Genomic DNA, 20,772 nt, shown 5'->3' on the forward strand with positions numbered 1-20,772 from the left:
CTCCGTCTTTTTTGAACATGCAACCAGTTGCTTACCAGATGTGTTCTTCCCGGTCACTCAGCTTAACGACAAACGGCATAATCAATAGAAAAAACAGGCTGACGTATCCGAGTGATAGATAATGTTGTGTATCTTTTGAAAGATACTGCTTCTTACCACAGTTCGGACATGTCTTGCCGCGCGTCGCAAAAACGACGACCACCACGTCTTTCTTTTTCCACTTGTAGTCACAATTCGTGCATCGTACCATTTCATCATCCCCTTTCCTCTTTTTACCTGTTTTTTCAAGCAAAGGTTTCATGATTTGGACGATTTGTTGAGAAAAGTCAATCAGCGAAACACGTTCATTTCTTAGCCTTTAGTCTTTTCTCTACTTCCTGAAACGCTTTGATCCAATTCCGAAAATCATCGTCTACATGAAAATACTCGGTCGGGCTATTCTGCAAATCCATCCCATAGACTGTCGTCAGACAATGAAAAACAGCCAACTCATCCTTTGTCAGCGCACGGTTTTCTTTTTCTTCCCTCCATTCCATCGCCGTCATCTTTTCATACGCCCAATCCGACACTTCTTCCCGTGTCAGCTGATTTTCTAAAACCATTTCCAACTTTGTGATGATTTCACTGATTTGAACGTTCTCCATTACACCAACTCCTACCGAGCATTCTTCCTGAATTGTATCGTGAATTTGTTATTTCCCGTTTCATTTTTTGTAAAAAAACGGAATATATGAAACCTCATCCGATAGTGAACGTAAAAAATATAATAATGCATCACTATAGCAAAAGGAATACCGCAGAAGCGTTCAATTCTACGTTTATTATGAGAATATGCATTAAAAATATGGTTTATTTTTACATAAAATCAAAAAAACAATGGAGGTCATCCAGTTGAAAAAAGTAATCGTTCCTTTGCTTTGTGTCCCGTTCCTTCTGTTATCCGCATGTTCAGATGAAAAAGAAAAAGCAGTGACTCATGAAGAATCCACAGCTTTCCGACCGGAAACCATAAAGATCGGCAAAGACAGTGAACTGACAATCGTACCGCTGTACGCGCCGTATCAAACATATTTGAAGGCATCGCTTAAGAAAGATGACTCAGAGATGGACGTAAAAAATTATGCAAAGTATGTCCTCGGCTACATCGACGCGATTGGGGAACAGGAGAACTTCAACACAAACAGCTTAAAGAGCTTTTTCACGTTGCAATCGACAATCAATGAGCAAGATCTACTCGATCGTACGAATGAATTGACGAAACGGCATGACGAAATCAAAGAAATTATTACGAACAGCTACATTGCTTCCCATAAGGTTCTCCCTAAAAAGAACAGCACGATTTTCATCGCACCATCCAACCCAGAATTTTGGTCGATGATTGATCCGCTAGAAGGAGTCGGTGGAGCCGCTTTTAAGGATTCCATCATCTTTAATCTAAATCCCGACTTCGATAAGGACGTGCTTGCCTATACGGTCGCACACGAATACCATCACCTAGTCCTGAATGATACACCCGAGTTAAGTTCAATCGATACGTCTCTCGACTCTGTCATCTTCGAAGGGAAGGCGGATGCCTTTGCCGATCGCATCATTAAAGATGTCACACCACCGTGGGATAAACCAATCGATGAAGCAGCGAAGAAACATGTAGCGCGTCTGATTCAAAATGGTGAAGCCAATTATCAGGACATTACAATGGGGAACAGTCAAAAAGACATTCCTTTATGGAGCCGTTACTCTTTAGGTCGCGATATCTTAACGCATCATCTAAAGGCCAACCCTGATCTCGCCATCAAAACATGGACTTATGAAGAAAATGAGGACATTTTAGAGGGTTATAAGTACCAAGATCTTCTTGAATGATAACTGACATGTAATGACGACATCTCAAATTGTTTCCGAAGTCTGATGATAACCATGCTGTTTCGAGCGGATTCACCATTGAGTTAAAGCTCGAAAAGGATATCCTTTGTAAAATCCCTGTTCTAACGATATACTCTTACTTTCGAAAGCAATCAATTAATTTAAGGAGGCATATCATGGGGTCACTAAAGGAAACGTACGTTAAGCTAGACGGACACATCGTTGTCAAAAAAGACGGCGGGCATGTTCCCCACAAAGAATTTCTCCACGAATTTACACGTTGGTTGGAGTCAAGCGGATACGGTTGGACCGGATCTTCTGTCCAAGTCGACCAAGATGGAAACAGCATTGACGATATCGGTTAATTACATAATTATGATACAAAAAGCGGGCAGAGAATTCATTTCTCTACCCGCTTTTTGTATATGCTCATCGGACGACGAACCGAAAAAATACTATGACTATTTGACCAAATGAACTGAGCCTTCATTGCATGACTGGAAGCTATGTAATTTTTTTAACGTTCGAACGAAAGTTATTGCCTCACATTCAACCAAACAGATTAATAAATTGAACGTTATTGAAGAATCTCCACCACTAAAACAGATTCTCTAGATATCGTTGCTTTAATTGATATCATACGTTCTTATTTTTTCTAATTCTTTTTCCTGATTCTTTTTCATTGCCTTTCGTCCGCGTGACCATTCCTCGAAAAGAACGATTAGTCCGAATCCTAAAATTAAAGCGTATGCAAGAAAACTGTTATACCCACCCTCAAGATAACGCCATGTCATTCCTGTCACGAAGAGGACTGGAATGATGACTCCGAGATATGGATTATTTTTACTCGATAAAAGGTACTGTAATCCCAATCCTGCTGCGATAAACAAAGCTGAAACGAGAACATCCATTAAGTATTGCTCCTTTCTTGTCTATATTTATCAATTATTTTTTTGGCATCATCTATGCTAATGCGGTCCTCAATAGCCATTTGCTTGATATATGCGATAAAGGGTTCATTCTCTGCCTTAGAATTTAATTCGATTTTTTGAATGATTCGATCGACCCGAATTCTGACGGTCGGATAAGAAACGTTATAACCTTTAGCTAATTCTTTCAGTGATCCAGAACTCAAAATAAATTTTTTAATGAATTCTATTTCGTCAAGTTCTAGAGATAAAACCCACGCAGGAACTTCGTTTTTATTCATTATCCATCTCCTTCCTGTATACGTAGAATAGCAAAAAAATAAATAAAGTTAAAGTATTTTTTACATAAGTTTAAAAAATAAAGAACATTTTTTTGAATTATATTCATTTTTTACTTGAATACGTTAACTTATTCGTGTTAGTTTGGAGTTGTTAAATCGGAAAAATAAGGAAAAGGAGTTGTTGTATTTGAAAAGAACTGGAGAAATCGTGTTTTCTTTTATCGGTATCATTTTATTTGGGTCGCTTTGTATTGGTAGTTTTATGCTCTATGGAACGATTGGTGAGAGTGCTGGTACAAAAGATTTAGCACAAGAATTTATTACAGACGAAAATATTAAGGACGTAACAGCTGCTCAAATCATCACCTTCTTACAAAATTTCTTTTTATACTTAGGAGCCATTTCACTTTTATGTACAGCAGGAGGAATCCTCTCAATCATACGTATCAGAAAAAATGAATCTGTCGGAAAAGTCTTAATCGCGACCGCCATTCTTGGAGGTGTACTCACCTTATTCGCAGGTTTCTTAGGATCAATCGCTTATTTGATTGCAGGAATCACAAACGTATCGAAAAATAAGAAATTAGCTCGACAAAATTAAATCAACTTATAGAGATGAGGTAAATCAATGTTGGCTATTACACTTCGAGAATTTAAATCACTCTTCCAAAGCATAAGAGCGATCATCATCATTGTTGTTCTGTTCGGAGTGACGGTTGGATCCGCTAAACTGGTCAGTCAGTTTAAAAGTGAACTGAGCGGCTTAGGGTTAGGAGACAATGCTTATGTGATTGGATTGATGCTACTTCTCTTCTTGGCTGCACCGTTATTTGTGACAAGCATTTCGCATAGCAGTGTCAATAAAGAGATGGAATCTAAAACCATTCGATTCTTAGCGACGAAAACATCTCGCGAAAACATTATCTTCGGGAAGTTTTTAGGGAATATCTCGTTTTGGGTACTTTGCTTAAGTATCGCGCTCTTGTTGATTGTTCCATTTTCTAAGTCATTTTATTTTGTGGATTTGATTCAAAGCATCATCTTCGTTTCTTACTTCATAGGTCTATCGCTGTTCCTTTCGACAGTAGTAAATAACTCTTCGTTGACCATGTTCGCAGGAATCGTCCTCTCTATCGCTTTACCAGTAATCGGCATGTGGAGTCTTCTTTCAAAGAACGTAGCAATCGATGCAATTTCCTATTTAACTCCGTATTTTTACTACACTCATGCAAACACTTCTTATACGTATTTCGTTTTAATACATACAGTAGTTTTTGTCATGCTAAGTTTAATCATCTTTAAAAGGAGAGATCTCTGATGATAGCCCTTCGCGCAACGAATTTAACTAAGCAGTATGGAAACAAGACGGTCGTGAACAATTTAAATCTAGAAATAACAAGTGGCTCTATTTTTGGTTTTTTAGGTCAAAACGGCGCTGGTAAATCAACATTCATCAATATGATTACAGGACTTGTACGACCCACCTCAGGTACTTTTGAAATATTGGGAGCAGCAGGCAATTCTTTAGATGATGTTCGAACACGGATAGGCGTTTTACCCGATTACTCAACTTTTTACGAAAATTTTACAGCGCTTGATCACTTGAAGTATTTCAGTAAGGTTCTTGGCCTCAAATTGACCACGGAAGAATTAAAAAAAGTCTTAAGAGATGTTCAATTAGAAGAGGCAATGAATACAAAAACAAAAAACTACTCATTTGGAATGAAAAAAAAGCTGGGGATTGCCCAAGCTTTAATCAATAAACCAGACATTTTATTTTTGGATGAACCGACTTCAGGCGTAGATGCGAACTCTATTCTGGGTATTCACTCTTTAATCAGAAAGGTAGCTGCTGAAGGTACTACTATTTTCCTGACTTCTCATAACCTGGACGAGGTCGAAAAGCTTTGTACAGAAATTGCAATCATGAACAAAGGTTCGATTCAGACAAAAGGTACCATGAGTGAATTAAGAAGTCAGCATCAAAAAAGTATCACCGTTTATGTGAAACATGAAATGATCGATAGCGAAACTCAACAGAAGCTAACAATCGAACTATCGAAATTAGTAAAAGTCTTAAGCATCTCCGCTACACATTCTGAATTCATCGTGCAAAATGAAAGTGCTATTCCTGAGCTGAATAAGTACCTGGTCATGCAACAAGTAAATGTCTATCGATTAGAAGTAGAAGAAGCTTCCTTGGAAGAAATTTTCCTAAACTTAGGTGTTGAAGTACGAACGGCCTGAGATACCATGCACTATAAAATCTGGTCATTGTCATTTTTTAGTGAAAATGTATAATGAAACATGATTCTAAACTGGAGTTGAGTATATGCAGAAAACCTTATTTTACCTTTCCATACTAAACACCATCTACATCGTGACCAACTCATTCACGTATTCCGACAGTTTTCTCAACGCCCCGCTCGGTTTGACGACGCTGTTTGCTGTCGTTTTAATGGTTCTTAATGACAAAGCGAAGAAAACGGGGAAATCGATTTATACCAAAACAACGGATGTCCTCAGTTTCATCAACATCCTGATTGGATTTTCGCTGATTGTCTTGATCTAGGAGTGGAAAATACCGATGACGATTTTTATGTACATGTTTTGTTTATTGATCTGGGGGCTTAATTTCATTGCCGTCAAGATTCAAGGGACGCCGGTCAGCTTAGAGTTATCGTTGACCTATCGCTTATTCCTGACCGCGATTTTGTTTAGTATTCTGGTCTGGATCATGAAGCCAAAAGGAAAACCTTCGAAAGAGGATCTTCCGTATCTCCTGGTGTTTGGTATCTGTAACTTCGCACTCAGCTATCTGTGTCTCTATTACGCGACCATGTTCAGTTCAGCCGCGATTGTCACGTTGATTTTTTCCTTGAAAGTCATCTTCACGCCCGTTGCTTTACGAATCTTTTTAAAAGAACATTTACACATCCGCATCCTGATGGGGGGCATATTAGGTGTGCTGGGCGTTTTGATTTTACTCTATCCGACTCTACACGACATACATCCGAATGATGTAAAAGGAATCGTGCTTGCCCTGCTCGGTACTGCCATTACGGCAATCGGCGACGCCAGTTCAGCACGGAACGCGAAGAAACAAGTCGATCCGATTTATGCGAATGCAATTGGATTTATCGCAGGCGGTGTGCTTCTCGGCACAGTCGTCGTATTGCAGGGGCAAGACATCCGTCTACCGTCCTCTATTTCTTACTTATCTGCGCTTCTCTACCTCACGCTGCTTGCTTCGTTTGGAGCATGGCTCTTTTACTTAAAGCTGGTCAAGAAAATCGGTGGTGCCAAAAGCGGCTACATGGTAGCGCTGTTTCCAGCAATCGGAGGTATCGCTTCCGTCCTGATTGGTGAATCCGATCCATCGATCTACTTAATACTCGGTTGCTTGTCGAGCTGTGTCGGTGCCGCTGTTGCGTTAGGTGCAGGAACTTATTTCCGAAAGACTTTATCGCTAAAGAAACTTCCGGTTCGTGCTAGATTGAAATAGTCGTTTGTATCAACCGAAAAATCAAGATGAGCGTACACATGAAACTCATGTACGCTCATCTTTTTGCAATTAAACACATCGATATTCACTTAATTACGGAATGACCTTCATCTGGACGGTCATTTCTTCAAATTCTTCTTGTTCAACCTCACCTTCTAGCATGGATGTTACCTATTGATACGCTTTTAACCAATGGTACGGTTGCAACTCATGGAGTGCTTTAAAGAGTAGTGCTTGCTCGGGATTCGTGACGGCAGCTTTAACGTCCGCACCAAAGTAAAACAGACGCTCCTGGCAGACACCGCATGGACTCAAAATCTTGAACGGTGCCTGTTCATCGTCCCGCACGACACAAATCGTATGTGTGATCCGACAGTTCAACTTGTGTGCTTCGAGGATGGCACCGGTCTCGATACACAATTCGGTCGACGCGTTCACGACTTCCGGTGCGACACTCGTCAGGATCCGTCCGTCATCGGTCGCCATCGCCGCCGCTCCGCCCCATCCGTTCGGATACCTCGTTTCAATTAATTCTTTTGCTGCCTCAAATAACTGCTGTTCGATGTTCATTTCATCACTCCTGTATGCAGACGCATTTTGACGAATTCATAGCTTCCGCCGTTCGTTGCCTGCTGAAACTGCTCGACCGGTTCAAAACCGCTTTTAGTGTACAGCCGGATTGCCCGTTCGTTAAACGTTGCGACGGCTAATTCAATGTGACGTGGTTGATACTGCTTGATCGCAAAGGCAAGACCGGATTCCAAAAAAGCCGTTCCGTTTCCTCGCCCCGTCAAATCCGGCCGCATCCCTAACGCCAATTCAAGGCTGCCCTGTCCGGGTTCAAACACAAAAAATCCGATCAGTTGTGTACTATCCATAACAGCATAGTAATGTTCCGTCCGTTGATCCGGATCCAAAAATTCCGCCAGGTCCTCTGGATCATTTGGCATATCGTAGAACGCAAAGTCACCCTCGTATTGCCAGTCATACGCAATCTGTTCCGCCTGACGTTGTGTCAGTGGTAAATAGGTATAGGTCATTGCAAGCGACCTCCTTTCAAAAGGAATTTATGCATCAATCAAGATCGATTTTTTCTGTATTCGAGTAACAGTGGTGTCAGATTCAGTCCAATCGACACAATCGTTAAGAACCACCAGGCGCGTTCCATTCCGGGAACAACGTCTGCCAAAGCCCCCCAATCCTCGGCTTCGACCCAGCTCGCCAGTTGACTGTATTCCGCACACAGCGTGAGCGCCGTAAGCGATAGCCCGACAGCCATTGCCAGCTTATAGTCCTTGCCGATGAAGTACAAAATCAGATTCACCGCCGTCGCGAAGATGGCAAGTATTCCAAACAGTAACCACATAGCATTTCCTCCTGTTTTCCGCTAGTCTGTCTTTCGACAACTGATAAATCATTATCTTTTCAAAAGAGCTCTTCATCTTCTTTAACTTATATTTTACATTTTTTACAAATAATTTGATAATCTAAATGAAAATACATAAACAAATCATTACGCTTAGTATTAAAGGAGGAGTTCAAATGAGAAAAAAATTGGGTTGGATATCTGTTGCGCTGTTCATCTTCACCTTTGCTCAAATATATCTGTTACCTGTAAATGGTTTTTGGGGAAGAATTATCTTTTGGGGCGGTTTAGCAGCAGCACTTGTGACCGCTCTGTTCAGCATTAGAGGTGCCGGAAAAGTGATTGCCCTTATTCTATTATCAGGCTTTTTGATTTATTTCGTTTACGGTGTATATGTCATGATTGGATTTTGATGATGAAACTAAAAACTTCTCAAGTCGAGCGGTTTTTTAGGGCACCTCTCGTGATAGTTGCTCACTTCAAATCCTGTATTCTTATACGATTCCATTCTTTTTCCTGATTTGTCCGAAACACTTCTCGACCTCGATCCCACTCTGCAATCAAACAAAGCAGACCAAAACCTGTCATGAGCAGGTAGTGCATTGTACTGACGGACTCCACGTTAACATACCGCCAAGTCATTCCCGCTACAAAAAGCAACGGAACAACTGCCCCTAAGTACACATTCTTTTGACTCGATAATACATACTGTACTCCGAGTATGCCTGCATAAAGTAAACCCATAAACAGAAAATCCATAAACAGAAAATCCATTCTTCTTCCTCCCTAGTCGAGCATATTTTAAAATCTTCAATCGTCAAAAGTTTTTTCATACATACAGGCTGGTTTGTTCAACCATTTGCTAACATCAATAATTTACCATATTAAAACGAAAAATGATTTGATATTTCTGATGATTACAAAAATGTAAGCGAACACCTAAATAAAAAAGCTAAAAAACGATTCTTCTCGTGTAAGAGAACAATCGTTTTTCGTCTTCCATCTGAAACACTTAATTGGATCCTGTTTTCTATACATACAAGGACGATGATTTGACTAATTTTAATCAAACCAAGCATAATGATAAACAGCAAAGCGTTACACAACTCGCTCTGCAATGAAAGGATGTTGGTTATTATGTCATCAAAAAAAGTATGGTCAGTAGAAGGTTATGAGGAACATGGTGTAGAGAACCATCAAAAAGCAACTATGACGGAAACGTTTACGAATGAAGCCGATGCTCGTAAAGCTGCTAAAAAAATGGCGGATAAGTACGATCAACTCGATGTATACGTCATCTATACGAATACATCAAGCGGTAAAGCAGAAGAACGTTTCTTTAATTCGGATGGATCTTATAGTGAAGAAGGATTTGAATGGTAACATCTCAGCCGTCGATTTGACGGCTTTAATTATTTTTTAATGCTGTCTATTATAAATGAACAAATTGTGTCGAGAATAATTATTTTGAATAAAAAAGAAACTTATGAGATGGTCGAGACCACTCTTGACTTCAATTGTGATATGAATCTGCCTCTAACTCAATTTTTTTCGCATCAATTCATAAACTGCGCCGGCAAAAAAAGGAATTTATTTCTCTTTTTCGTATTTTCAAATCGCTTACCCTAAACCTTTTGAAAATTTAATTAACTGGACTATACTCTCCATTTAGCAACTCTTCCTTACAGTGTATATACTAAAAATATATAAAGGAGGTATTTATTGTGAATGGTGCGATTGTTAATCTTATTCTCCTGATTCCTTTTTTAACTTTTTCTATCTTCCTGTCAAAAGGAAAAGGAGCATCATTACTTGCAGGTTATAATACAATGTCTGACAGTGAAAAATCCAAATATGATGAAGTAGCTTTGTGTAAATTCATGGGGAAAATTATGTTTGGTATTAGCTTCAGTTTATTATTATTTGCAATGAGTGAGATATTAAAAAAGCAATTTTTATTTGTTATTGGCGTTTTTTTACTTTCAACTCTGATCATTTTGGCGTTGGTATATTCAAATACAAGAAACAGATTCAAAAAGAAAGTTTAATGATGATGGACAGAGATTTTTATATCTTAAAGTTTTAAATTAATTAAATCGACGTTACTATTATCTTTTAGGAGACACAAAAAAACCGCCCCTTCATAGGAGCGGTTTTTTCAAGTTACGCTTGCGGACGTTTCCGGCGCAATCCGTAGTATTGATAAAACTGAACTTCAATATTCCCGTTATAGAGTTTACGGCGTTTCGTCGCCGGGCGACCGAATGCTTTTTCGAACTCGACGTACGACGTGATCATGTAGACACTGTAATACGGGAATTCACGGAACGCATTGCCGATCTTCCGGTACAGCTGATGGACTTCGCGCGCGTCCTCCAGACGTTCACCGTACGGCGGGTTGCCGATGATGACACCAAAGTCTTCCTTCGGCTTGAAGTCGGCTGCGTCGCGTTGCATGACGTTAATCGCGTCCCGGACGTCAGCGAGCTCGGCGTTTTGCTTTGCGAGCTTGACCATCTCCGGATCCGTATCGTTGGCATAGATTTTGAGCGGCTTGTCCCACTCGGCTTTGTCGTTTGCTTCCTTGATTGCATCAAACCAGGCTTTTTTCGGAATACAGGCCCATTCCTGCGACGCGAACTCACGGTTGATCCCGGGTGCGATATTCCGTCCGATCATCGCGGCTTCGATGGCCAGTGTCCCTGAACCTGTAAAGACGTCGTACAGCGGCATATCCGGCTTCCAGTTCGTCAGCATCAGCATCGCTGCTGCCATCGTCTCTTTCAGTGGTGCCGCCGAGTGGAACTCCCGATAGCCGCGTTTATGGAGCGCATCGCCTGACGTATCGATCGTCAGCGTCGCAATGTCTTTTAAGAGCGCGACTTCGATCGGGAAGCTGGCACCGGTCTTCGGTAACCACTCGTCGCCCATGTTGTACGCTTCCTGCATGTGCGAGACGATCGCTTTTTCGGTGATCTTCTGACAGTCACGGATTGAGAACAACTTCGATTTGACCGAGCGGCCGTTGACGACGTAGTTCGCTTCCCACGGCAACAGTTCGCTCCACGGGAGGTCTTTGACCTGATCAAATAACTTTTCGAATGATGTCGCTTTGAATTCCGCGACGACGAGTTTGACACGGTCCGCCGTCCGTAACCAAAGGTTGAGACGAGGAATGTCCTCGAGCTCGCAATCGATGTAGACTTTTCCGTCCTCGACCGTACATTCGTATCCTAAATCGCGGACTTCCTTGGCGACGAGGGCTTCGATTCCCATTGCCGCCGTCGCGATGACTAAACGTTTTGCCATGATTGTTCACGCTCCTACCTGTTTCTAAAATTTCCAAAAATCATTTCAATAAAAAAAGAGCCCAGTTGGACCTGGACTCTCGTTCAAAGTAAAAATAACAGCCTATGTGGTCCTGTAAGCCATGTTCTGTTCCCTAGTGTTGCAAACGGTTTGACCCTCACACGCGGGCGACAATCATCTATCTCCGTATTTACATACGCTCTCCTTCGCGTTCAGTTCCGCTCCGGAAATTCCCCTACCAAATTTGGGTTTCTCGCTCGTGGGGTTTACCTCGTTCCACCCTTACTGTTTCCAGTAAGGCTCCGTCACTGTGGCACCTTCAAGAAGTTTCGGCCATATCCGAAGACTTAGGCGTTCCTTCTGCCGTCAGCACGACGCTGCCTACACTTATCTTTTCGTGTAGCACGATCACTACAACCATCGCAGGTTGTGCGAGCATGGACTTTCCTCAAAGCACCGGAGTGCCCCGCAATTGTCCGAACCAACATAGTCACTGCTTAACAGTGTAGCGCACACGACCGATTCTAGCAAGAGGTATTTCTCGATCAATGGGCGGAACAGTTGCGTTTTTACGTGATTTTGCGGTATAGTACAATGGTTCAGAAGGGGGCATGTACTATGAAAAAACGACGCTCTGGTACGAACCAGCGTACCGTACGGAAATTGACGTTCTTGATCGAGATCGACGAAATCAAGGCACTTCATCTCCGGAACGGCATTTTTGCCTTTTATCGCAAGGGTGAATTCATCCATGCGTTCGAGCCATTTAATGTAAAACAACCTGATGCGTTATCGAAACGGAGCTACCATTTCGACCAGCATGATATTTTATTGATGAATGAACGCTTCCCGCAACAAATTCCGCTGTACGATGAAGCGATGACGTTACGGTCGTGGGCGAATCAAGTTGAATACGGACTATATCAACTGATCGACTCCGGACGCCTGTCTTTCATTCATGAAGACGATACCGGCTACAAAATGGAAGCGACGATCCAGTGGACCGGCGAAACGCTTGTCGCGCCGACACCGGTTTATAAAAAAGGAAAAGACCCAAAGTGAATCCTTTGAGTCTTCCTAAGCTGTCTCCCACGTGGTGAGACGGCTTTTTTTATTTATTTGACGGTGATGACACGTTCCGTCACCCGTGTGTGACGCCCGCTCGACGTCGCAAAAACGAGTTTATACGTCCCTTTTTCCTTCAACGCGTAGGAATACTTATGCGTCCCGTTGCGCAAATAATCGTTCGCGAACGTCTTGACGACCTTGCCGTCCTTGTAGAGACGGGTCAGGGTCTTCGCATTCGAATACTCGTCAAAGTAAAACGCAAACGGCTGATTCGGTTTCAAGACCGACGGGACCGACACTTTCGAGACAGGTGCCGGAATCGTCGCGAGCATACCCGCATTCAGACGGCCTGTTCCGTAATGGGATGTCGTATCGCCGTTCTTTTTCGCCGCTGCCGCATAAAGTTTACTGCGCAACGTACTGTTCGAAATGAACGGATTCTTCGACTTCGCAAGGGCGATGACACCGCTGACGATTGGTGTTGCCATCGATGTCCCGTCGAGGTAGCCGTACTTGTTGCCGACGATCGTCGAGTAGACCCCTTCGCCCGGCGCCATGATGTTTAGTCCCTTCCCGTAGTTCGAGAAGGTCGACGCACGGCCAAGCGTTCCGACCGATCCGACGGCGATGACGGATTTCATCGAGGCCGGGAAGAGCAGTTTATTGCGTCCGTCATTCCCTGCCGCACCGACGACGGTGATGTTCTTCGCTTCGGCTTTTTTGATCGCGGCTTCCATGTACGGATCGTATTCATATTGTCCGAGCGACAAATTGATCACGTCCGCGCCTTGCGCGATCGCATACAAGACCCCGTCTCCGATATCGAGCGAACTGGCGAAGTCACCGTCAAAGACGTCGGCGCCAATCAGTTTGACACCGGATGCGACCCCGACCGTTCCCTTGCCGTCTTCAGCGGCCGCAACGATTCCCGCGACATGTGTCCCGTGATCGTCCGGTTTGCGGATACCGGAAATCGTCGTTGTTTTATAAATGACGTTCTTAAACTCCGAGTGATTGACGTCAATCGCATCATCGATGATGGCGACCCGGATGTCGGATTTGCCGCGGCTGTATTTCCAGTAAGTAGGAATACGCGATTGATCCAAATATGTTTGCTGCAATTGAGCCGAATCGGTCGCTTTTTCGACGACCGTGACCGGAATCAAATCGGCTTCAACATCTGCCTCATCGAGGTGCGGCAACGGTTCGACGAGCGAAAAACCGTCCTGCTTCAGTTCCCGTACTTCCTGCAGACCTTGTTCCGATAACCAGGATTGTTTTTGTTGTTCCGTAAATGTTGGATCGTACTGCACATATTGAGAATTAGCGAACGCAGAGGTAGGTAACCCTACGACGACAGCAAATGTGAGTAGTGCAAGTTTCTTTTTCAATGTGGACCCTGCCCTTCTCTTTTTACACGCCGATTCTATTGATGTGCTGACCCAAACGGACTAAAAAAATGGAACGGTCCCATCGGACTCTTCGCTGACTTCAAATGGAATGATTTTTCCGATCGTGACATAAGAATAATAACGGACAAGCACTGCTCGCCAACGTGCCGCATCAATTCCGGTCAGATCTTCTCCGAGCGGCGATCCGTCAAACGTCTCGAACTGCTGGCAAAAAAAGGCTTCTTCCGCCTCACTCCAGGTTACGGCTTCTCCAATAAATCCGGTGGAAAATCGGACGAAATCGGCAATCGACGGACCAATCACTTCGGATGGCAGACGTTCACTCATCCGACCGACCAGTTCGTAGCGATCGCGTTCCGCCTGCTCTGCTTCCTCTAATGAATGGCACAGCAAGACTTCCCGATTGATCTCCACCAAAACGACATAATCACCTTGCGGCAAATTGACGTGTATCATCACTACACCCCTTGGATTAAATTCGTGTAGTTTCTAGATGTCACTTTCTATCTGTTAACTTATAATGTCCATTTTCGATCAAACATCAATTCTATCGGTTCGTTATCCTTAGACTTTAACATACGAACACGGGTCGTATCAATTTGATCGAGTAAATCACCGTCGCTCAGTGAACGAATTGCAGGTGCTTCCGCCTGTTCAATCCGGTCATGAAACGGCACTAACAACTCCTGTTGTTTGCTGGCAAGCGCATACCACGCGAGGCGGGCAAACGGCTCGTCTTTCGCCGTTTCCAGCGCATAACTTTCAAAGATGTCCGGTAAGTAACTGCTGAACTGATCGAGGGCGTCAATCCGCTCCGCTAAATCAAGCACTGTTAACCAACTTGGGAGAGACAATAACGATTCACTTGACCACCAATCGATCAAATCAACGTGCTCCTTGAACAATTGTTGTGCTTCCGACCGATCGATGAAGTGGTGCATCGTCTGGATCAACTCATTCCAAGCAATCGTCCAGTATTCTTCCGATGGATTGGCCGAGATGAAGAATTGGCGGTAGACCGTCAGCAACTCCGATACTTCCGGTAACGTCTCGACTTCCAGCCGTTGGTTGAGACGGCTGACTGCTTTTGTGAAATAACTTGGCTCTAACGTCAACGCCATATAAAGTAATTTAGGGACATCTTTTAATTCGCCTTGATCGACCGTTTCAAATAATTCTTGGATCCATTCTGGTTGTGGGTTTGTCATCATACTAACTCCTCTGCATAGTAAATGTATTTACTATACCCGAAAAAGAATTAATTGAATCCTCCAACTTACAAGGCGCCGATTTGTTTCGCTGTTTCTTCGCTGCAGAGAACAATCAACGTCGTGTTCGGCGGAATAGCTTCATCGAGGCGGCGGTTCAAATCAAGTCGTTTGCCGTCTGATAAAATCGTCACCCCGTCTTCGAGTAAGGTGTGAAACGCATCCCGAAACGTCGTCCACTCCGGTTTTGCAGGAATCGAAAACATTCCGTCCCCGTCTTTCGTCAGCAGATTCGTCACGACTTTCGTCACCCCCGGATGATGGGCGGCGAGAATCGCCATCCGTGCCACGGTCTCGTCCCCGAGCAACACTTCATCGACCTTGACTTGTTCAAAACTGTCGAGGTGTTCCTCAAGCATCATCTCGACGATCGTATAGATGTTCGGATTCGCCCGTTCGATACTTGCCGCAATCAATAAAGTCCGTCCGTCAGCCAGTGCCGGCGGTATCGAATGGTCGGCGAGAACGATCGCCCGGGTCGCCTTTTTGATGTTCGCCCGCTGTAACGTCGATTCCAGTGCCGGATCGCCGCTGATATAGTGGAAGCGTGGATGACTGAACGGTTCCCGCTCGAGATCATCGACCAAGATGACATCCGTCGTCTCGAGCAATTCATCAATGACGTGTTTCGAGCGGCGGCTGTAGCCGAAGACTAACGTATGCCCGGTTTCTTTCACTTGCAATAACCCTCTTTCCTTTTGATTTCGAATCAATTGCACCCCGTCGACGAGCTTTGAAATCAAGCCACCGACAATCCCGATTCCGAAGATGAAGATGAAAATCGTCATGAAGCGCCCGAAGTCCGTGTTCGGGAAAAAGTCCCCGTATCCGACCGTCACGACGGTCGTCATCGTCCAGTAGACGGCACGGAAGTACGAACCGAACGTGTCCGGTTCGACGAGATACATGATCAAGGCGACGCCAAAGACGAACACGAACGAGGCAAACGCCAACGTCCGCATCTTCAAAAAGGACATCTTCCGTAAAAAACGTAACCAGACCATCTTTTTTTCATCCTTTCCGAACAAATCCTGTTTTCGTCCTGTCAATAAGGGCGAAGGAGGTGATACACATGACACAAGCCGAAGAAATCAAAACGAGTTTAGTCGTCGTCTTCGAACGAAATGACAAGGTGACGCCGAACGGAGACGCGGTTCTTGCCCGCCGCCGCTTCAACGGTCTCCGTGCTGACTTGGAACCAGAAGTCGTCGCGTCGATTGGTCGCGCCATCGGACAATTGCTCGCTGGTTCGTACACACACACGGAAATCAGCCGTGATTTTGCCTTACTTAACGCGTAATCGATTCACCCCACTACGAATAAAGGAGGAATTTGATGGAACACACGATTTTGTTAACATTCGATACGGTCATGAAAAAGCCGTTCCGCCTGCGTCTCGCGGGTGCGAAATCTGCCACGACGGTCGAGGAGATCAAAGCGCTTGGTCAGCTGATGGTCGACCATGATCCGTTCCATACCGGCATCATCAAGTTGAGCCAGGCTGAGCTTCAGAACAGCTCGGAATCCGCCTACGTCATCTAACTCGACGAAAAGTTCATCCGTCACCATCACCGTAGAGGTGGTGGTGACTTTTTTTTGGTATACTAGAATCATCAAGCAATTGGAAAGGAAGTCAATTTATGGCCAAACGCCCTCTTACGCCTCGCGAATGTGAACTCGTCGTCAGCAGTCTTTACGTGATGGAGCTGATCCCGTTCGAAGGAATCATGGAACGCCTCGAGTCGATCACCCTGCGCGACATCATCGGACCGGTCGCATCCGGCGAGATGACCCGGGAGCAGGCAGCAGACGCCCTCGATCAATACATCAAAGTGCGCCGCCGCCGTTTCCGGAATGTCCCACCTGAACACCTTTGGTCGCTTGACGACCGGATGGAGCAAGAAGCGTTACGGATGATCCGTAAACGGGCTCCGTTGACCGCCGGGGAAAAGCTGCAACCTAAAGCGATTCCGTTCGAGATGGGCGACACCGTCGAGATGACCGTGACCGAAATCCAGGAACGGAACGGAAAAGTCAATGTCATCGGTAAGGTCGGACAAGTGACGGCGAAACTGCCTGTCGCCAACCGCCAAGCCATCAAAGGCACCAAAACAATGTCCGCCTGGATCACCGGAATCGAAAAGAAACCGGCTTTGATTCACCTGTCGACATCCGATTACGGTAAACACCAACCGTCCACTGACGTCCAGGCGGCTTACGTGACGGCGATCGCCGCTCTCCGCCGTTATTTCGAATCGGCAGAGTTGCCGTCGACGGAAGAGGTCGACCTTGCCAAGTCCTTGTTCCAACGGATGATCCGCCGTGATCAAAACGATTGGTTCACGGTCTATGTCGCGATGGGTCGCCCTCAGCTCGATCACGTCCGGCGCTGGGTGAAGGTCATCCAGATGCTCGGCAAGTCACTTCGCGGCGACGACGAATCGACACGTCAACTCGCCTCACAGGAAGATCGATTCTTTAAGGATGCCTTACTCCGGGCTTGCCGGGCTGCTGAAAAAAACTTTTCGACGCCTACGTAAGTCTTTCGACTAGGAGCCGGCCTTTTCCTCGTCCCATTTCAAATCATTTTTCAAAAACAGCCCTTCGTCTGCTCGTCAGAACATCAGAAGGGCTGTTTTTTTGCGCCACAAAAAAAGACGGACGGGCATGATCCCGTCCGTCTTACGAATTATGCGATATCAACTGTTGATTCTAATGCGCGGCAGGTCCGGCGTACGGTTGGAAGGAAATCCGTCCGCTTCGCGACGCCGCCTTCGATGACAAAATGTTGGACACCTTTCGTCCGTTGAATCGCCGTCAAGACCGTCACCAGTTCTATGAACCAGTTCGAGATCAATTCGACGACCTGCTCATCAAAAGCTGCTGCTCCATACACATCATACCCATTCTCACAGAGATGGTTCGGGAAACGTTCCTTGAACCGAAAAATCAGTGTAGCCGTCGTCGGAATGTAAAAGTGATCGAAGATGATCCGTTGTTCTTGATCTGTTTCTTTCTCCGTCAGTCCATCCATCATCAACTTCGGTTGACTCCCGATATTTAGAGTCCAACTTGTTTTCTTTCGTTCGCCAGTGGAAGTGATCGTTCGCATGGTTTCGTCCATCTCCTTTGATGTGTAAGCGTTTACCTCTTCATTTTACAAGCCCACCAACAGTTCCTGCAACCGTCAATTTCTTAAAAATGAACGATGACTTCATCTGACGTTTAGTCTAACAAATTTCTATTGTTTTGACGATGGCAGTAATTAACAACCTTTTTCTCATGCAACTGTTTCTTCCATCCACTTTGCTCTTGTTTCACCTGAAAAAGCGCACATGGTCATTCCATCTTTGAAGAAGATGTGACCGCTCTCACCGTTGCCTGGGAACGGACTTCACAAAAAAACTATTAGCGCCTTGCGAAATATGATACCATTCAGTGGAATCACAGAAAGAGGAGAGAACAATATGCGAAAAGTTTTTCGATTAAGCATCTTGTTCGTACTGATCGTCCTCATCGGTAGTAGCATCATCTACTGGCAAAACCGGGAACGTGTCCAAAATGAACTGTACCGCACCTATTACGGACAATCCGGTGTCCCAGCCGAGAACATCGACATCTACGAACAAGCCGGTGACCGGTACGAGGTCGATTGGAAGTTGCTTGCCGCGATTCACCGCGTCGAGACGATCTTCTCGAAATCGTCCGCCATGCAGTCTTCGGTCGGCGCGATCGGACCGTTCCAATTCATGCCGAAAACATGGGTCGGATGGGGATACGAAGGCGGCACGTCACTTGGCGACATCGAGCACGACGGAATCGACCTGACGGATCCGGACGCCATCAAGCAATACGGTGGTCTTGGCGTTGATGCAAACGGAGACGGCAAAGCCGATCCGACGGATTTGACGGACAGCGCCCATACGGCAGCCAAGTACCTCAATCAGCATGACGTCACGAAAAGTTCCGATCGAGCGACGCTTGAATCTGCCCTGTTTGAATACAATCGCAGTGAACAGTATGTCAGCGACGTCCTCGACCAATACGATGCCTATCAACAACAAATCGAGTCGATTGATGCGAACGATCTCGATTTCAAGAAACAGACTTTAGCGCAACTCCTTCGCATCAGCTTACGTTTGACCAACTAAAAGGAGGCACCACCCATGACACAACCCGATCGTTCGACATTGACGATTGAGGAATCGTCGATCCGCGTCCAGACGACGTTCGACCAAGACAAGACAAAACGTTATTTACGCAGCTACATCTTCGACGACATCGAGGACGGCACCCATGTCGCGGCCCTGATCTACACACCGCGGACGACGGATGCGTTTTTATCCGGGACGACGACCCAGCGCGCCTATAACTTGATGAAGAAATACGTCGAAGGTCCGGTCAAGCAGTACGACATCATCAGTCTGATGCCGGATTTGCTCGTCAGCGAGGATTTACCGTTCGCCCAGGCCAGTTTTGATGAACTCAATTACGAGTTCGTCGAACAGACGTTACGTCAGGTCAAGGAGAAGAACGGTGTCGTCTTATGCGGCTGGGGTTCACCCGGTCGTTTGATGCACCACCTGCCCGCTTATGAGAATCTGTTTGATCAGTATGCCGACATTCTGTATTGTTCCGGCATCACCTCTAAAGGCGAACCGAATCACCTTCGTTTGACCGTCGACGACAGTCCGATGATCACGTATCAGGACATGAAGTTAAAAGCGAAGAAGTTAAAGCGTAAATAATTCTGCTCGTCAGGTGTTCTTCCCGTATGATTGTTGCGGAAGAACACCTTTTTTTAGACTAACTTTTTCTCATATCTTGCCAAAACGCCGTCCATTAAATACGACATGAAAGAAGGTGAGGTCCTTTGACATTTTGGAACGAAGAAAAAAAGCTGACAGCCCCTGCTCTACTTCAAGCGGACATACATAGGATTCAAACAGAACTCATCGGTCGTTTTCCTGAAAGCTACCTCGAGAAATTATCCGAACAAAACGGAGGATTTGTCGTTTTTAATGCTGTATCAGTGGATTTTGAAAACACTTGGTCAGAACCCGGCGCTCAACCGTTTTTGCCCTTCACCTTCATCCAACCATTATCTTACGATGTGTACCAATCAAACGTTGGTACTTTACCGGAGTGGGATGTAACCGGAAAAAAGATGATTTTTGCCCATGGTGATGGCAGTTACTTCTACTATTTCAATTTTGAAGACAATGCGCACCAACCGTCCGTCTGGTGTCTGGATATCTCAGTTATTTCTAATCATGTTGTGGCAAGCTCCTTTGACGAACTGCTGACGAAGCTGTCTGTTCAGAAAGATGAGCCGCTTGATGCAGCTGACGCTTCTGTGAGTTTTTTGACGATGGCAGAAATCCTCGAATTCATTGATCACGGCGATGAGGATGACACTTTACTTGCCTACTCCCATTGGATGGTGATTGGTCAAGAACCGGAACGATTGGTTCGTGAATTGATGCAACGGATTGAACAGAGTAATCATGAAGATCAGATTGACAGTTATGCGGGATACCTAGCCGAAACAATGATCAATCATTCAGAAAAACTGCAGACTTCTTTTGAAGACGTCATCGACTTATTGAAGAGCAAACATCTGATTACAGATTTGAGTGATCTTATCGAATGGTTGAATGAAGAACTGTGATGAAAAACGGATCTTGAAGTTTGGTGTAATGCTGATTGACCCATTGATGTTTGCATATAAAAAGAAGCGATGGATGTGTCCACCGCTTCTTTTTAATTTT

General features: G+C 44.8%; 31 protein-coding genes and 1 other RNA gene. 17 read left to right on the top strand and 15 right to left on the bottom strand.

The window, feature by feature from the left end; all coding sequences use genetic code 11:
* Positions 1-31: 31 nt before the first annotated feature.
* Together P397_RS0110475 and P397_RS0110480 are read right to left on the bottom strand one after the other, a co-directional pair.
* Positions 32-250 carry a hypothetical protein gene (locus tag P397_RS0110475; protein WP_028106500.1) on the bottom strand — a complete coding sequence of 73 codons (219 nt, stop codon included), beginning with the start codon at positions 248-250 and terminating at the stop codon, positions 32-34.
* A gap of 94 nt (positions 251-344) precedes the next feature.
* Positions 345-644, bottom strand: coding sequence for a hypothetical protein (locus tag P397_RS0110480; RefSeq protein ID WP_028106501.1), 300 nt, complete (start codon positions 642-644; stop codon positions 345-347).
* Between the two features lie 247 nt (positions 645-891).
* Between P397_RS0110480 and P397_RS0110485 the strand changes: the two genes are divergently transcribed.
* Together P397_RS0110485 and P397_RS0110490 are read left to right on the top strand one after the other, a co-directional pair.
* Positions 892-1,863: a DUF2268 domain-containing protein gene (locus tag P397_RS0110485; protein WP_028106502.1), complete on the top strand. Its 972-nt coding sequence runs from the start codon at positions 892-894 to the stop codon at positions 1,861-1,863.
* A 176-nt stretch (positions 1,864-2,039) separates the two neighbouring features.
* On the top strand, positions 2,040-2,228 hold the full coding sequence (locus tag P397_RS0110490; RefSeq protein WP_026833230.1) for a hypothetical protein: 189 nt from the start codon (positions 2,040-2,042) through the stop codon (positions 2,226-2,228).
* A 261-nt stretch (positions 2,229-2,489) separates the two neighbouring features.
* Here the strand turns inward: P397_RS0110490 and P397_RS0110495 are convergent, their stop codons facing one another.
* The gene (locus P397_RS0110495; protein ID WP_035414168.1) at positions 2,490-2,774 is read right to left on the bottom strand and encodes a hypothetical protein; all 285 of its coding nucleotides are present in this window, start codon (positions 2,772-2,774) and stop codon (positions 2,490-2,492) included.
* Positions 2,774-3,073, bottom strand: coding sequence for a DUF2089 family protein (locus P397_RS0110500; RefSeq protein WP_026833232.1), 300 nt, complete (start codon positions 3,071-3,073; stop codon positions 2,774-2,776). Before P397_RS0110500 ends, P397_RS0110495 begins: the two co-directional genes overlap by 1 nt.
* Before the next feature lie 187 nt (positions 3,074-3,260).
* Here P397_RS0110500 and P397_RS0110505 point away from each other — a divergent pair, with 187 nt between their 5' ends.
* The 5 genes from P397_RS0110505 to P397_RS0110525 all read left to right on the top strand — a co-directional run bounded on the left by P397_RS0110505 (position 3,261) and on the right by P397_RS0110525 (position 6,578).
* Positions 3,261-3,674, top strand: coding sequence for a DUF4064 domain-containing protein (locus P397_RS0110505; RefSeq protein ID WP_028106504.1), 414 nt, complete (start codon positions 3,261-3,263; stop codon positions 3,672-3,674).
* Between the two features lie 27 nt (positions 3,675-3,701).
* On the top strand, positions 3,702-4,391 hold the full coding sequence (locus P397_RS0110510; protein WP_028106505.1) for an ABC transporter permease: 690 nt from the start codon (positions 3,702-3,704) through the stop codon (positions 4,389-4,391).
* Positions 4,391-5,320, top strand: a complete 930-nt coding sequence (locus tag P397_RS0110515) for an ABC transporter ATP-binding protein (protein WP_028106506.1) — start codon at positions 4,391-4,393, stop codon at positions 5,318-5,320. The genes P397_RS0110510 and P397_RS0110515 overlap by 1 nt, the downstream gene beginning before the upstream one ends.
* 85 nt (positions 5,321-5,405) lie before the next feature.
* Positions 5,406-5,645 (top strand): hypothetical protein, encoded by a 240-nt coding sequence (locus P397_RS0110520; protein ID WP_028106507.1) that lies wholly within the window; start codon positions 5,406-5,408, stop codon positions 5,643-5,645.
* A 15-nt stretch (positions 5,646-5,660) separates the two neighbouring features.
* Positions 5,661-6,578 (top strand): DMT family transporter, encoded by a 918-nt coding sequence (locus P397_RS0110525; RefSeq protein ID WP_028106508.1) that lies wholly within the window; start codon positions 5,661-5,663, stop codon positions 6,576-6,578.
* A gap of 171 nt (positions 6,579-6,749) precedes the next feature.
* On the opposite strand, the gene P397_RS0110530 is transcribed toward P397_RS0110525, so the two are convergent.
* From P397_RS0110530 to P397_RS0110540, 3 genes are read right to left on the bottom strand one after another with little or no spacing between them, the layout of a single operon-like run.
* Positions 6,750-7,148 (bottom strand): cytidine deaminase, encoded by a 399-nt coding sequence (locus P397_RS0110530; RefSeq protein WP_028106509.1) that lies wholly within the window; start codon positions 7,146-7,148, stop codon positions 6,750-6,752.
* Positions 7,145-7,618 (bottom strand): GNAT family N-acetyltransferase, encoded by a 474-nt coding sequence (locus P397_RS0110535; protein ID WP_028106510.1) that lies wholly within the window; start codon positions 7,616-7,618, stop codon positions 7,145-7,147. The genes P397_RS0110530 and P397_RS0110535 overlap by 4 nt, the downstream gene beginning before the upstream one ends.
* 38 nt (positions 7,619-7,656) lie before the next feature.
* On the bottom strand, positions 7,657-7,944 hold the full coding sequence (locus P397_RS0110540) for a hypothetical protein (RefSeq protein WP_028106511.1): 288 nt from the start codon (positions 7,942-7,944) through the stop codon (positions 7,657-7,659).
* A gap of 176 nt (positions 7,945-8,120) precedes the next feature.
* Between P397_RS0110540 and P397_RS0110545 the strand changes: the two genes are divergently transcribed.
* Complete coding sequence (locus tag P397_RS0110545) at positions 8,121-8,357, top strand: hypothetical protein (RefSeq protein ID WP_028106512.1); 237 nt, start codon at positions 8,121-8,123, stop codon at positions 8,355-8,357.
* 61 nt (positions 8,358-8,418) lie between these two features.
* On the opposite strand, the gene P397_RS0110550 is transcribed toward P397_RS0110545, so the two are convergent.
* Complete coding sequence (locus P397_RS0110550) at positions 8,419-8,718, bottom strand: hypothetical protein (protein ID WP_028106513.1); 300 nt, start codon at positions 8,716-8,718, stop codon at positions 8,419-8,421.
* 363 nt (positions 8,719-9,081) lie between these two features.
* On the opposite strand from P397_RS0110550, the gene P397_RS0110555 reads away from it, so the two are divergent.
* Both P397_RS0110555 and P397_RS0110560 read left to right on the top strand, forming a co-directional pair.
* Positions 9,082-9,327, top strand: coding sequence for a hypothetical protein (locus tag P397_RS0110555; protein WP_014970583.1), 246 nt, complete (start codon positions 9,082-9,084; stop codon positions 9,325-9,327).
* 341 nt (positions 9,328-9,668) lie between these two features.
* Positions 9,669-9,992, top strand: coding sequence for a DUF3784 domain-containing protein (locus tag P397_RS0110560; RefSeq protein WP_028106514.1), 324 nt, complete (start codon positions 9,669-9,671; stop codon positions 9,990-9,992).
* A gap of 115 nt (positions 9,993-10,107) precedes the next feature.
* Here P397_RS0110560 and P397_RS0110565 read toward each other — a convergent pair whose 3' ends face one another.
* A complete protein-coding gene (locus P397_RS0110565; RefSeq protein ID WP_026833246.1) occupies positions 10,108-11,253 on the bottom strand; it encodes a THUMP domain-containing class I SAM-dependent RNA methyltransferase in 1,146 nt (381 codons plus the stop codon).
* Between the two features lie 110 nt (positions 11,254-11,363).
* Positions 11,364-11,737, bottom strand: an RNA gene (gene rnpB, locus P397_RS17790) — RNase P RNA component class B.
* Positions 11,738-11,871: 134 nt separating this feature from the next.
* Between rnpB and P397_RS0110570 the strand changes: the two genes are divergently transcribed.
* Positions 11,872-12,315 (top strand): hypothetical protein, encoded by a 444-nt coding sequence (locus tag P397_RS0110570; RefSeq protein ID WP_235183981.1) that lies wholly within the window; start codon positions 11,872-11,874, stop codon positions 12,313-12,315.
* A 53-nt stretch (positions 12,316-12,368) separates the two neighbouring features.
* Here P397_RS0110570 and P397_RS0110575 read toward each other — a convergent pair whose 3' ends face one another.
* The 4 genes from P397_RS0110575 to P397_RS0110590 form a co-directional block, all read right to left on the bottom strand.
* Positions 12,369-13,712, bottom strand: a complete 1,344-nt coding sequence (locus P397_RS0110575; RefSeq protein ID WP_028106516.1) for a S8 family peptidase — start codon at positions 13,710-13,712, stop codon at positions 12,369-12,371.
* Positions 13,713-13,772: 60 nt separating this feature from the next.
* Positions 13,773-14,189, bottom strand: a complete 417-nt coding sequence (locus P397_RS0110580) for a hypothetical protein (RefSeq protein ID WP_026833248.1) — start codon at positions 14,187-14,189, stop codon at positions 13,773-13,775.
* A 59-nt stretch (positions 14,190-14,248) separates the two neighbouring features.
* The gene (locus P397_RS0110585) at positions 14,249-14,941 is read right to left on the bottom strand and encodes a hypothetical protein (RefSeq protein ID WP_110418093.1); all 693 of its coding nucleotides are present in this window, start codon (positions 14,939-14,941) and stop codon (positions 14,249-14,251) included.
* 68 nt (positions 14,942-15,009) lie between these two features.
* On the bottom strand, positions 15,010-16,005 hold the full coding sequence (locus tag P397_RS0110590; RefSeq protein ID WP_235183982.1) for a potassium channel family protein: 996 nt from the start codon (positions 16,003-16,005) through the stop codon (positions 15,010-15,012).
* Positions 16,006-16,073: 68 nt separating this feature from the next.
* Here P397_RS0110590 and P397_RS0110595 point away from each other — a divergent pair, with 68 nt between their 5' ends.
* The 3 genes from P397_RS0110595 (at position 16,074) to P397_RS0110605 (ending at position 17,541) form a co-directional block, all read left to right on the top strand.
* Positions 16,074-16,301 carry a DUF1659 domain-containing protein gene (locus P397_RS0110595; RefSeq protein ID WP_026833250.1) on the top strand — a complete coding sequence of 76 codons (228 nt, stop codon included), beginning with the start codon at positions 16,074-16,076 and terminating at the stop codon, positions 16,299-16,301.
* Between the two features lie 35 nt (positions 16,302-16,336).
* Positions 16,337-16,543 (top strand): DUF2922 family protein, encoded by a 207-nt coding sequence (locus P397_RS0110600; protein ID WP_026833251.1) that lies wholly within the window; start codon positions 16,337-16,339, stop codon positions 16,541-16,543.
* A 98-nt stretch (positions 16,544-16,641) separates the two neighbouring features.
* Positions 16,642-17,541 (top strand): hypothetical protein, encoded by a 900-nt coding sequence (locus P397_RS0110605; RefSeq protein ID WP_028106518.1) that lies wholly within the window; start codon positions 16,642-16,644, stop codon positions 17,539-17,541.
* A 149-nt stretch (positions 17,542-17,690) separates the two neighbouring features.
* Here P397_RS0110605 and P397_RS0110610 read toward each other — a convergent pair whose 3' ends face one another.
* Positions 17,691-18,113 carry a hypothetical protein gene (locus P397_RS0110610; protein WP_014970193.1) on the bottom strand — a complete coding sequence of 141 codons (423 nt, stop codon included), beginning with the start codon at positions 18,111-18,113 and terminating at the stop codon, positions 17,691-17,693.
* 355 nt (positions 18,114-18,468) lie between these two features.
* Here P397_RS0110610 and P397_RS0110615 point away from each other — a divergent pair, with 355 nt between their 5' ends.
* From P397_RS0110615 to P397_RS0110625, 3 genes are all read left to right on the top strand, one after another.
* Positions 18,469-19,152, top strand: a complete 684-nt coding sequence (locus P397_RS0110615; RefSeq protein WP_028106519.1) for a lytic transglycosylase domain-containing protein — start codon at positions 18,469-18,471, stop codon at positions 19,150-19,152.
* Positions 19,153-19,167: 15 nt separating this feature from the next.
* On the top strand, positions 19,168-19,749 hold the full coding sequence (locus tag P397_RS0110620; RefSeq protein WP_014970191.1) for a DUF1643 domain-containing protein: 582 nt from the start codon (positions 19,168-19,170) through the stop codon (positions 19,747-19,749).
* A 125-nt stretch (positions 19,750-19,874) separates the two neighbouring features.
* Positions 19,875-20,672, top strand: a complete 798-nt coding sequence (locus P397_RS0110625) for an SMI1/KNR4 family protein (RefSeq protein WP_028106520.1) — start codon at positions 19,875-19,877, stop codon at positions 20,670-20,672.
* Positions 20,673-20,772: the final 100 nt, after the last annotated feature.

Source organism: Exiguobacterium undae DSM 14481 (assembly GCF_000620805.1).
Lineage (GTDB): Bacteria > Bacillota > Bacilli > Exiguobacteriales > Exiguobacteriaceae > Exiguobacterium_A > Exiguobacterium_A undae.